Below are 11,614 nucleotides of genomic sequence, written 5' to 3'. Positions count from 1 at the left end.
TATTTTCCATATTTTAACTCATTATAAAATAACCAAAAATGTTGCTTGAAAATTAAGATTTCTTTAATCGCTAAAAATTTTTATCTTTGTGAAAATCTAATACATAAAATGGCAGAATATAAATTATTACTTCCTTCGATGGGAGAAGGTGTGATGGAAGCGACGATTATCAGTTGGATGTTCAACGAAGGAGATTCCGTAAAGGAAGATGACTCCGTTGTAGAAATTGCGACCGATAAAGTAGATTCCGATGTTCCGACACCAGTTTCGGGGAAAATTATTAAAATCCTGAAACAAAAAGATGAAGTCGCTAAAATTGGTGAAGCTATCGCAATTTTAGAAGTTGCTGGCGTTGGTGATGCAGTTGCTGATCAACCGCAAGAACCAAAATCTGCGGAAGAGGTAAAAACTGAAATTCCAAATGTAGATCCAGAAGTTGTAAAAGGTTTGGAAGAAGCGATGGAAAGTTCAAAATCATCCGTTGGTTTTGAAGGTTCAGAGTTGTATTTATCACCGCTCGTGAAATCAATTGCACAAAACGAAAAAATTTCTGATGCTGAATTGCAATCCATCAAAGGAAGCGGTCTAGACGGAAGAATTACCAAAGAAGATATTCTATCATTTATTGCTAACAGAACCGCTCCAGCAGCGCCACAAGCAGCCGTAGCGCAAGTTTCTGTAGCAGCAACTGTAACTCCGGTTTCTGCACCGATTAAAGTTGCTCCTGGTGACGAAATTATTCAAATGGATAGAGTTCGTAAAATTATTGCCGATGCAATGGTGAACTCAAAAAGAATTTCACCACATGTTACTTCATTTATCGAATCAGATTTGACCAATGTTGTAAGATGGAGAACAAAACATAAAGATATTTTCGAAAAGAGAGAAGGTGAGAAATTGACGTATATGCCGATTTTTGTTCACGCAATTGTAAAGGCAATTCAGGATTTTCCGATGATCAACGTTTCTGTGGATGGCGATAAAATCATCAAAAAGAAAAATATCAATATCGGAATGGCAACCGCACTTCCAGACGGAAATCTCATCGTTCCTGTTATTAAAAATGCAGACCAACTTTCCCTTTCCGGTTTGGCAAAAGCGATTAACGATTTGGCTTATCGTGCAAGAAATAAAAAATTGAGACCGGAAGATACGCAAGGTGCAACTTACACCATTTCCAATGTTGGAGGATTTGGGAATTTAATGGGAACGCCGATTATTCCACAACCGCAAGTCGCGATTCTGGCAGTTGGAGCGATTGTGAAAAAACCCGCAGTTTTGGAAACCAAAGACGGCGACGTTATCGCAATTCGCCAGTTGATGTTCATGTCGCATTCTTACGATCACCGTGTTGTTGACGGTTCTTTGGGTGGTATGTTCTTGAAACACGTTCACGATTATTTGCAGAATTGGGATATGAATACCGAAATATAGTCATTGCGAGCAAAGCAAAGCAATCCTTGAATTCGATTCGATTATTTTTTATGCAAAGCGAAGCAATCTCAAAAAACCAAAACCTTCAGAATTATTCTGGAGGTTTTTTTTTAGGAACTTATTCCCGCTGGGATTTTCTAAATAAATTCTCGCAAAAATCGTAAATTTGTTTTTAAAATTTAAAAGCAAATGTTCCAAATTAGAAAAGCCACCGAGTCAGATACTCCGATCATCTTTGATTTAATAAAAAAACTAGCCGTTTACGAGAAAATGGAAGATGAAGTAATCACTTCCGTAGAAGAATTAAAAGAAAATATCTTTACCCACAAATTTTCGAAAGTTTTAATTGCCGAAGAAGATGAAAAACCGGTAGGTTTCGCTTTGTATTTCTATAATTTTTCAACTTTCGTGGGAAAACCAGGTTTGTATCTCGAAGACCTTTTTGTAGAGCCAGATTGTCGTGGAAAAGGGTATGGGAAAAAACTTTTTGCTGAACTTGCTAAAATTGCAAAAGAAGAAAACTGCGGCAGAATGGAGTGGTCGGTTCTCGATTGGAATACGCCTGCCATTAAATTCTACGAATCTCTCGGCGCAAAACCGATGGATGAATGGACGGTTTTTCGTTTAGATAGAAAAGGAATTGCAGATTTGGCGAACTAATCTCGCATCTCTCAAAACATAAAAAAAAGTGTGAATTTTAATTTAATCCACACTTTTTTTATTTTAATCAAATCTGATTACATGATTTTCGCAACTTCCTCACACAGCCATTCCAACATTTCGCGGTCTTCTGCGGTAAATGGATCTAACTTGTGCGAATCAATATCGATTTGTCCGATATTTTCGCCGTTTTTAATAATTGGAACTACGATTTCAGCTTTCGTATCGATAGAACAACTCAAATAATTTGCTTGGTCATGTACATCGGGAACCACAAATGTTTCGTTGGAAACTGCAACCTGCCCACAAATTCCCTTACCAAACGGAATTATGGTGTGGTCGGTTTCTGCTCCCACATAAGGTCCTAAAATCAATTCTTCTTTATCACCGTTTTTAAAGTAAAAACCTGTCCAGTTGAAATAGGAGATTTCCTGATCCAGAAGATTACAGATTTTTTGAAGTTTAATTTCGGTATTGTGATTTGGACTTTCTAAAATTGAAGAAAGCCGTTTTTTTATTTCTGACATTTTTTATTTTTAAGAAAATTCTTTGAGTTTTAATTCTTCTTTGTAACCGAACATTCCGCGCTCTTTAATTAAATCTGATACGCCTTCTGGGACTTCCTTTTCCCATCCTGGTACATGATTGGCGATTTTGTCAAGGATCGTTCGGGAATATATTTCGGAGTAATTTGGATTATAATTTTGAATATCAACGATTCTTTTGTTGTGTTTAAAGTATTTATAAAGCTCTTTCAAACTGTCATTTACTTTTAAATTATTAGCGGTTAACAATTGATGAGTTTCAGGATCTTTGTATGGATAGAGATAAACGCGCATTCCTTTTCTAAAGAATTTACCGAAAGCTTCCAAAATACCTCCTGAAAGATTTTCGTAATAATTTTCATCAAAAACATCGAGCATATTATTGACGCCCATTGCTACACCAATTTTACCATTGGTATAAGGTGCAAAATAGTCGATTAATCGGTAATATTCTGAGAAGTTTGAGATAATTACCGTATATCCTAATTTTCCTAAAACATCAACTCTGTCTAGAAAATCCCTTTCATCAATATCGCCAGCTGCTCTTAAATTAGCAATGGTGATTTCAAATAAAACCTCGGTTTCTTCTTCATTGCATCCCCAATCTTTTTTGAACATTTCGAGACCTTTTTCAAACATGTCAATATTCACTAAAGTAACCGGACGGAAACTTCCACGAACTGCAAAGATATTTTTCTTGTAAAGGATATCGGCGGGTAACATATTGTTTCCTTCTGAGTTAAAAATCACCGCATCGGTCATTCCATTTTTCACGAGTTGTAAGCTCATCAATCGGTTATCAACGTATGCAAAAGCGGGTCCATTGAAATCAATCATATCGATTTCTATATTGTCTTTTGAGATATCATCCAGAAGAGAATTAATCATTCTCCGTGGATTGTCTGTATAGTTGAAAGCACCGTAAATGAGGTTAACTCCTAAACTTCCTAAAGTTTCTTGTTGTAAAGTCGCATCGTTTTCATTGAACTTTACGTGAAGTACGATTTCGTTATAATCTTCTTTTTCATGACACTGAAAACGCAAGCCAACCCAACCATGACCTTTCATGGTTTTATCAAAATTAATGGTCGTTACGGTGTTGGCATAAGAAAAGAATTTTCTGCCCGGAAAATTTTTGCGAGAAACTCTCTCTTCAATTAAAGCTACTTCATACCGCAACATTTTGCGAAGGCGGTTTTGGGTCACATATCTGTTCTTAACTTCTTTTCCATAAATGGCGTCACTAAAGTCTTTGTCATAAGCTGACATTGCTTTTGCGATGGTTTGTGAAGCTCCGCCCGCTCTGAAAAAATGGCGAACTGTTTCTTGGCCAGCACCAATCTCTGCGAAGGTGCCATAAATATTTTGATCCAGATTTATAGCTAATGCTTTCTGTTTGGGTGTTAATTTCGGATGAATCACTGTCAATTCTAATTTTTTGTAAATTTACCAAAATTAAACCAACATCAAAAAAAATGAAGTTGAAATTTTTAGGAACGGGTACTTCTCAGGGAGTTCCGGTCATTGGCTGCCATTGTGAGGTTTGTATCTCACTAAATGTAAAAGATAAACGTTTTCGTTCGTCGGTTTTGGTGACTACCGATTTTGGAAAAAAAATTCTAATTGATTGTGGTCCCGATTTTCGTATGCAAATGCTCAATAATAAAGAGGAACAAATCGATACAGTTTTGCTAACTCATGAGCATAATGATCATGTAATTGGCTTAGATGATTTGCGTCCATTGATTTTTCGAAATAAAAAAAACATTGATCTCTATTGTCAAAAAAGGGTAGGTGATGAAATTAAATTAAGATTTCCCTATGCCTTTTCGGATATAAAATATCCTGGTGCGCCGGCTTTTGATCTTCATGAAATTGAGAAACCTTTTACAATTTTGAATACTGATGTGATTCCCATAGAAGTATCGCACAATAAGATTTCTATTTTTGGATATAAATTAAAAAATCTAGCCTATATTACAGATGCGAGTTTTATATCTGATCAAGAGAAAGAGAAATTAAAAAATCTAGATTATTTGATTTTAAATTGCATTCGTAAAACAGGTTTGCATCCTGCTCATTTTATATTGCCACAGGTTCTAGAACTATTTGAAGAGTTGCAACCGAAGAAAATGTACCTCACTCATATCTCTCATCACTTAGGTTTATATGAGGAAACAGAACTCGAACTTCCCGAGAATGTGCATCTTGCTTATGACGGTTTAGAACTGCAGTTTTGATAATCAGAGCGTTATAATATATAGTTCTTTTTCGATGGTTATCAAAGAAATTTTATAGGTATTAGCTATTGTTTTGAAATCCTCTTTTTAATCAATTTTCCATCAAAAGAATAGATCTCATATTTCAGTAACTTCTCAGTTTGTTTTAATATTCAAAACTTCTTGAATGCTACTAGCTTCATTACGATAATTATGATTCGCAAATTTAATACAAATGAATCAAAATTTGTAATTATCCTTTTCATAATATTTTTTTTAATGAAACTGAAAATAGTAATCGGCAAATATATTTTAAATGATGAAGATGACATTTTGATTTTTTTTAACTAAATTTGAGGTAAACTATAACCTATCATATTGAAACTCAACTCTATCATTGTCGATGATGACGAGATTGACCGATTGACGGTTTTATCTTACGCCAAAAAATTCCCTATTCTTAATGTAATCGGAGCGTATTCATGTGCTGAACATGCATTAAAAGCAATTGGGGAAAATAATGTAGATGTATTGTTTTTAGATATCGATCTTCCGGGTTTATCAGGTGTTGAGCTTCGAAAAAGTGCCAAAGAGATTCCAGTATGTATTTTTATTACTTCCCATACGGAATTTGCCGTAGAAAGTTTTGAATTAGATACCTTAGACTTCATTGTGAAACCCATTAAATTTGACCGTTTTGAGAATGCCATCAAACGAGTTGAAGAATTTATGGAAATTAAGCGAAAAGCCGATTTGTTTGAGTCCAGTTTGGGTGGTGATGTGATCTATATTAAGGAAGGTCACGAACAAACAAAAGTAAAACTTCATGACATTTTTTATATCGAAGCATTGAAAGATTACTCTCTTATTGTTACTTCAGAGAAAAGACATTGCGTTTTATCGAGTATCGGTAATCTTTTAAAAGAAGTTAATTTCCAGTCATTTATTAGAGTTCACCGAAGTTTCGCCGTGCAAAGACAATTTGTTCAGAAAATTAATATACATGAAATTATTTTGAACAATGAAGTTGTCATTCCAGTTGGTAGAAGTTTTAAAGATAATCTGAATATATTGATATAAAAGATTAGCGCTTTTTAATTTAGTTTTCGAAATGTTCTACAAATAGGGTGAAATTGCGTTACCGCTTTATCTCTGTTTTTATTGAAAATAATTCTTGATACCCAATATTTTCCGATGAAATTGCTTTTCCATTTTGAAATATTCTCGTCATAATTATTTGTTTTACTTCACCAATTCCTCAAACAACCTTTCAAAAGTCTTATCCAAATCCTGCGTTTTCCCAGAGTGCGGACGGGAAGTTTGAATCACCGAACTTCTAACTGCCGTTAACCAACGGAATCTTTCGGGAATCTCGAGAAGAGCGATCGGACCGCCTTCTTTTTCGCCATTTGCTACGTTTTTGAAATTTTCAAGATTCTGATAAATATCTTTATAATCGAGTTTAGATTTCATCGACTGAAATTTTTCGGTGCAAAGATGGAATTCAAAACGGATGTATTTTTCCTTTTTCGAAAACATAATCAGCCCGATATTGAAAAACTCTTCTCTTTCAACTTTCGGAACGAGCCGAATGACGGAGTATTCGTAAATTTTATTTTCTTGCATTTTTCGCTTCGTTTATAAAGTTTACAGAATGATCGCGGCGTGTTTTCAGGAAATTGAAATACACTTCTTTTATTTGTTCCGGCGAATCGTCGGTATCGTTCCATTCCAACCAATCCAGTGGAATTAGTTCTACAATGGCGTGCAAAATTTCATCAGTTAAAACAGATTTTGCAAACTGATCTGCCTCATCAAGCATTGTTGCCTGTGATAGAAGAACGTGGTCTTTTATATAAGCAAATGGACTTAAAGCGTGTTTCTCAAAATTCATCCAAGAATGGTGAAAATATAAAGAAGCACCATTGTCAATAAGCCAAAGCTCTTTGTGCCACATCAAAAGATTGGTATTCTTGAAAGTACGGTCGATATTGGTAATATATCCGTCTAGCCAAACAATTTTCGAAGCCAAAAGTGGATCTACTTTAACGGAAGGATCATACGCAATTGCGCCGGAAAGAAAATGAAGTCCCAAATTCAGGCCTTCAGAAAATTTCAGCAAATCCTGAATTTCTTCATCGGCTTCTGTTCTTCCAAAATCTGCATCAAGATTCGCAAAAACCAATTCAGGAATAGGCAAACCCAAAACCTGCGAAATTTTTCCGCCCAATAATTCAGAGATCAGCATCTTAACGCCGTGACCAGCACCACGAAACTTTAAAACATACTTGAAATCGTCGTCGGCTTCAGCAAGTGCGGGCAAAGAACCGCCTTCTCGCAAAGGCAGAATGTATCGCATGATCGTAACTGTTCGTAAAGATAAATCTTCCATAGTTGACAAAAATACAAAAAAATAGAGGAGTTTTTTTTAATGGTTACGTTGAGAAGTTGTTGCGTTTGTTGATTTGAAGATTAATTGTGTTAAAGGCTACGAGTTTTTTTCTCAAATACTCGAACACTCACAACTCGATTCAGTCATTATGATAAGGCTTCCCTTGAAGAATCTGATCTGCACGATAAATTTGTTCTACAAAAAAAAGCCGAATCATTTGATGCGTAAAAGTCATTTTAGAAAGCGACATTTTTTCATTGGCTCTCGCATACATTTCATCAGAAAAGCCATAAGCACCACCGATAATGATGGAAACTTTTTTTACGGAAGAACTCATCCAATTATCGATTTTGGTGGCGAATTCTCGGCTGGTAAATTGTTTTCCTTTTTCATCGAGAAGAACGATGGTATCGGAGTTTTCTATCAGATTTAAAAATAATTTTCCCTCTTCCTTTTTGAGTAAATCAGGACTTAAATTTTTTGCGTTTTTAACATCAGGAATTTCGATGATTTCAAAATTCCAATATTTTGGCAGGCGATTTTGATAATATTTAACCAGATTGGTAATTTCTTTATCATCGGTTTTGCCCATGCAGACTAAATTAATTCGCATTTCTTATCTTTGTTTTGCAAATATAAATTAATGGACATTAAAACTCCGCAATTCATCGTCAAAATAAAAGATTTTCTGGATGAAATTCATATTCCATTTTTAGGAATTTCTCTCTGGAAAATGTTTGAAATTTACGGACAAGGTGTTTTTAAAATGCAAATTGGTCGAAGTGCAGCGAGTATTTCATGGAGCTTCTTCCTCAGTCTTTTTCCTTTTATTCTTTTTTTACTTTCGCTGTTACCATATCTTCCGCATTACGATAAACTGCAATTTTATATTTTTGAAGTCCTGATGCACAATATTTTGCCTGCTCGTATGCAAAGTGATGTTACGGGATATATTCAAAATTTCATTATTCCGAACATGAAAAACATCAGCAATATGACGATTGTATTTGCAATGGTTTTCGCTGTAAATGGAACGCATTCTCTGATTAATGGTTTTAATATTAATACCAATTTACAGAGAGGAATTGTTAAAGAATATTTGGTGGCTTTCGTGATAACCATTGCATTTATCGTGCTGATTATTGCTTCATTATTGGGAGTTTATTACAGTGAAGTGGTTCTGAAATTATTTACCCCCGAAATTAATATTTCTTGGTTAGTTAATAATATGTCGAAGATTATTGGGTTTATCTCGTTTCCAATTTTCTATTTTATTTTATTGGCGCTTTTTTATTGGGTAGGATGTTTAAAGATCACCACTTTTAAACAAGCCATTCCTGGTGCGATTTTAACTACGATTCTGTTTATAATTCTAACTTATTTCTTTGCGATTTACGTGAGAAATTTTGCGAAATATAATGTGCTTTATGGCTCCATTGGAACAATTATTTTAGTGATGGTTTGGGTGAATATCAACATCATTTTAATCTTATTAGGAAATGAACTGAATATCGCCATCAAAAGAGTTCGGGTAGAGAAAATGATCGCCGAAGAAATGGCTTCCAATGATTTTAAATTCGATCAAGACTTGGTTTATGATTCCGAAAACGATGAAAATCGAATGGATAAGTAATTATTATTCAAAGAAGTTTTTGATAATAAAACATTGGTTTCTAGCTAATCGATAAAAGCCAATTGCTATAAGCTGCTTTCCAAATTTTCCTTCTTTTTTCCAATATACTTTAATAACGAAAAACCTGAAAATCCTGAAATTGCGGAAGCTACCAAAATTGCAAATTTCGCTTCATCCTGAATTTCCACATGTCCTTTAAAGGAAAGTAAAGCAATGAAAATTGACATTGTAAAACCAATTCCTGCCAAAAGTCCAGCGCCCAACATTTGTGACCAAGAACTTTTATCAGGCAAACTGCTGATTTTTAATTTAATGAAAATCCAGGAAAATAGGTTGATTCCGATGATTTTACCAAAAAACAATCCGAAGATAATTCCATAACCAAAGTTGGTGAAAAGTCCATCAACCATTCCACCTTTAAAAGTGATATTGGTATTTGCCAAAGCAAAAATCGGCATGATGAGGAAATTTACGGGTAAATGTAATTTTTGTTCTAGTTTTTCTAAAGGTGAAATTTCTGTTTTAGAAACATTCGTCGGAATAGTAAACGCCAGAAGAACGCCCGCAATCGTCGCATGAATCCCAGAATGATGCATGAAATACCACAAAAACAAACCTGGAATAATATAGAAAATATGTTTCTTGAATTTAAAGAAATTCAGCAATATTAAAATAAGAACCATTATTGCGCTTAATCCTAAATAATCCCAATGTAATTGGTCGGTATAAAAGATTGCGATGACCATAATTGCGCCCAAATCATCAACGATTGCCAATGCTGCTAAAAATATTTTTAAAGATAAGGGAACCCGTTTTCCCAACATCGAAATAATGGCAAGAGAGAAGGCAATGTCAGTCGCCATCGGGATTGCCCAGCCATTTGCATAATCGGTTCCGTGGTTGAAAAAATAATATATTAATGCTGGAACAATCATTCCACCGATTGCTGCAATAATTGGCAGAGACGCAGATTTAAAACTGGAAAGTTCGCCTTCTACAATTTCTCTTTTAATCTCTAAACCGACGAGTAAAAAGAAAATCGCCATCAAACCGTCATTAATCCAAATGCTTAACGGATAATTAAGATGAAATAGATTGGTTCCAATTTCAGTGTCTAATAAATTTTGAAATGAAATTCCGAGAGAAGAATTCGCAATAAAGAGCGATATTAGTACACAAAGAATTAATAGTATTCCTGAAGATTGTGAGCTGTGAAGGAATTTTTTAAAATAGTTGGTGATAAGCATGAAAGTGGTTTTGTAGTGTTTTTACATGCGTTTTACACGAGAAACACCATTAATATTTTTTAGTTGTTTAAAGGTTTCATCTAATTGGCTTCGGTTTCTAACTTCGAGATTAATGCTGCCTAGGAAAACACCATTGTTGGATTCAATCGACATGCTTTTCATGTCCATATTCATGTTGTTACTGATGACCGCGGTAATATCGTTGATCATTCCCATTCTGTCAAGCCCTTCAATTTCAATTTTGATTCTATTTTTGAAACTTTCTTCATTCACCCATTTTGCAGGTAAAACCCGATAATCGTATTGCGCACGAAGATTGATCGCATTCGGACAGTTATCGTTATGAACTTTAATTCCTTCAGAAATCGTGATGAATCCAAAAATTCTGTCGCCCGGAATTACGGTACAGCATTTTGCATAAGAGTAATTCATTTTCTGCTCATCTTTTCCAAAAACAATCATATCGAGATTGGTTTCCGGAGTTTCGGTGAAGAGCTCATTTTTCGTTGGCGATTTGCGGAAACGTTGTAAAATATTACCAAAAAGTCCTTTTCCTTCCGTATATTTTTTAATGTCACCAATATCTAAATCACCATTTTGGAATTTGAGAAATAATTCCTGAGAAGTCTTCAAACCAAAAAATTTCTGCATTTTATTAATTTCCTCATCATTGAAATTAAGTTTAGCATGGCGCATTTTCCGTTGCAAAATTTCTTTTCCTTCCTCAACTAAACCATTTTTTTCGGAATTTAGAATGGCTTTTATTTTTGATTTTGCTTTAGAAGTTACAACAAAATCAAGCCAATCTAATTTTGGTTTTTGGTTCTGTGAAGACAGAATATCAACTTGGTCGCCATTTAATAAAACATAAGAAATGGGAACTAATTTACCATTTACTTTTGCGCCAAGACATTTTGTTCCTAAGTCAGAGTGTACCGAAAATGCAAAATCTAAAGCAGTGGAACCAATCGGAAGCGTTTTTATTTCCCCTTTTGGTGTAAATACAAATACTTCTTTTGAATATAAATTAAGTTTAATATCATCTAAAAGTTCTGTCGTAGAAAGTGATTCCTGATTTTCTAGAACCTCTCGAATCTCTGTAACCCAACGTTCAAAGTTTTTTTCATCCGAACTTTGTTGGTAACCTTCCTTGTATTTATAATGAGCAGCAACGCCTTTTTCTGCGATATCATCCATTCTTTCGGATCGAATTTGAACTTCAATCCATTTTTTATCAGGACCTAAAATGGTGAGATGTAAACTTTCGTAACCCGTAGAACGCGGTTGAGAAATCCAGTCGCGCATTCGCTGAGGATTGCTGTGATAAAGGTCTGTAACAATAGAATAGATTTTCCAGGCGAGAAATTTTTCGTTTTTTGCATCAGATTTATAAATAATTCTGATGGCATAATTATCAAAAACTTCATCGAAAGCTACGCCTTGTTTAAGCATTTTACGATAAATAGAAGAAATCGCTTTTGCCC

General features: G+C 34.7%; 12 protein-coding genes. 5 read left to right on the top strand and 7 right to left on the bottom strand.

Annotated elements, in window-relative coordinates; translation table 11 throughout:
• Positions 1–108: 108 nt before the first annotated feature.
• Both WBY99_RS11485 and WBY99_RS11480 read left to right on the top strand, forming a co-directional pair.
• Entirely contained in the window at positions 109–1,434 is a 1,326-nt protein-coding gene (locus tag WBY99_RS11485) for a dihydrolipoamide acetyltransferase family protein (RefSeq protein ID WP_423976473.1), read from the top strand.
• 189 nt (positions 1,435–1,623) lie between these two features.
• The gene (locus WBY99_RS11480; RefSeq protein WP_423976472.1) at positions 1,624–2,094 is read left to right on the top strand and encodes an N-acetyltransferase family protein; all 471 of its coding nucleotides are present in this window, start codon (positions 1,624–1,626) and stop codon (positions 2,092–2,094) included.
• 77 nt (positions 2,095–2,171) lie between these two features.
• Here WBY99_RS11480 and WBY99_RS11475 read toward each other — a convergent pair whose 3' ends face one another.
• Positions 2,172–2,621: a GAF domain-containing protein gene (locus WBY99_RS11475; RefSeq protein WP_423976471.1), complete on the bottom strand. Its 450-nt coding sequence runs from the start codon at positions 2,619–2,621 to the stop codon at positions 2,172–2,174.
• A gap of 9 nt (positions 2,622–2,630) precedes the next feature.
• Entirely contained in the window at positions 2,631–4,058 is a 1,428-nt protein-coding gene (locus WBY99_RS11470) for a TonB-dependent receptor (RefSeq protein ID WP_423976474.1), read from the bottom strand.
• A 56-nt stretch (positions 4,059–4,114) separates the two neighbouring features.
• On the opposite strand from WBY99_RS11470, the gene WBY99_RS11465 reads away from it, so the two are divergent.
• Together WBY99_RS11465 and WBY99_RS11460 are read left to right on the top strand one after the other, a co-directional pair.
• Positions 4,115–4,879 (top strand): MBL fold metallo-hydrolase, encoded by a 765-nt coding sequence (locus WBY99_RS11465; RefSeq protein ID WP_423976470.1) that lies wholly within the window; start codon positions 4,115–4,117, stop codon positions 4,877–4,879.
• Between the two features lie 357 nt (positions 4,880–5,236).
• Positions 5,237–5,938, top strand: coding sequence for a LytR/AlgR family response regulator transcription factor (locus tag WBY99_RS11460; RefSeq protein WP_423976469.1), 702 nt, complete (start codon positions 5,237–5,239; stop codon positions 5,936–5,938).
• 162 nt (positions 5,939–6,100) lie between these two features.
• On the opposite strand, the gene WBY99_RS11455 is transcribed toward WBY99_RS11460, so the two are convergent.
• The 3 genes from WBY99_RS11455 to rlmH all read right to left on the bottom strand — a co-directional run bounded on the left by WBY99_RS11455 (position 6,101) and on the right by rlmH (position 7,863).
• A complete protein-coding gene (locus WBY99_RS11455; RefSeq protein ID WP_423976468.1) occupies positions 6,101–6,484 on the bottom strand; it encodes a DUF3037 domain-containing protein in 384 nt (127 codons plus the stop codon).
• Positions 6,471–7,250: a HipA family kinase gene (locus tag WBY99_RS11450; protein WP_423976467.1), complete on the bottom strand. Its 780-nt coding sequence runs from the start codon at positions 7,248–7,250 to the stop codon at positions 6,471–6,473. The genes WBY99_RS11455 and WBY99_RS11450 overlap by 14 nt, the downstream gene beginning before the upstream one ends.
• A gap of 139 nt (positions 7,251–7,389) precedes the next feature.
• Complete coding sequence (rlmH, locus tag WBY99_RS11445; RefSeq protein ID WP_423976466.1) at positions 7,390–7,863, bottom strand: 23S rRNA (pseudouridine(1915)-N(3))-methyltransferase RlmH; 474 nt, start codon at positions 7,861–7,863, stop codon at positions 7,390–7,392.
• 30 nt (positions 7,864–7,893) lie between these two features.
• On the opposite strand from rlmH, the gene WBY99_RS11440 reads away from it, so the two are divergent.
• Positions 7,894–8,883, top strand: a complete 990-nt coding sequence (locus WBY99_RS11440; protein ID WP_423976465.1) for a YihY/virulence factor BrkB family protein — start codon at positions 7,894–7,896, stop codon at positions 8,881–8,883.
• Positions 8,884–8,948: 65 nt separating this feature from the next.
• On the opposite strand, the gene nhaA is transcribed toward WBY99_RS11440, so the two are convergent.
• Entirely contained in the window at positions 8,949–10,130 is a 1,182-nt protein-coding gene (gene nhaA, locus WBY99_RS11435) for a Na+/H+ antiporter NhaA (protein WP_423976464.1), read from the bottom strand.
• A 21-nt stretch (positions 10,131–10,151) separates the two neighbouring features.
• Positions 10,152–11,614 (bottom strand): RelA/SpoT family protein (locus tag WBY99_RS11430; RefSeq protein ID WP_423976463.1); only part of this gene is annotated, 1,463 nt, incomplete at its 5' end.

It is taken from the genome of Kaistella sp., from assembly GCF_049588135.1.
GTDB lineage: Bacteria > Bacteroidota > Bacteroidia > Flavobacteriales > Weeksellaceae > Kaistella.
Note: the sequence above shows the minus strand (reverse complement) of the source record. Positions and strands in the feature narration are given on the sequence as shown.

Excerpts from the sequence above, each read along its gene's own strand:
- WBY99_RS11450 (WP_423976467.1), bottom strand. The coding sequence starts at position 7,250 with ATGGAAGATTTATCTTTACGAACAGTTACGATCATGCGATACATTCTG.
- WBY99_RS11480 (WP_423976472.1), top strand. The coding sequence starts at position 1,624 with ATGTTCCAAATTAGAAAAGCCACCGAGTCAGATACTCCGATCATCTTT.
- rlmH (WP_423976466.1), bottom strand. The coding sequence starts at position 7,863 with ATGCGAATTAATTTAGTCTGCATGGGCAAAACCGATGATAAAGAAATT.
- WBY99_RS11485 (WP_423976473.1), top strand. The coding sequence starts at position 109 with ATGGCAGAATATAAATTATTACTTCCTTCGATGGGAGAAGGTGTGATG.
- nhaA (WP_423976464.1), bottom strand. The coding sequence starts at position 10,130 with ATGCTTATCACCAACTATTTTAAAAAATTCCTTCACAGCTCACAATCT.
- WBY99_RS11440 (WP_423976465.1), top strand. The coding sequence starts at position 7,894 with ATGGACATTAAAACTCCGCAATTCATCGTCAAAATAAAAGATTTTCTG.
- WBY99_RS11465 (WP_423976470.1), top strand. The coding sequence starts at position 4,115 with ATGAAGTTGAAATTTTTAGGAACGGGTACTTCTCAGGGAGTTCCGGTC.
- WBY99_RS11455 (WP_423976468.1), bottom strand. The coding sequence starts at position 6,484 with ATGCAAGAAAATAAAATTTACGAATACTCCGTCATTCGGCTCGTTCCG.
- WBY99_RS11475 (WP_423976471.1), bottom strand. The coding sequence starts at position 2,621 with ATGTCAGAAATAAAAAAACGGCTTTCTTCAATTTTAGAAAGTCCAAAT.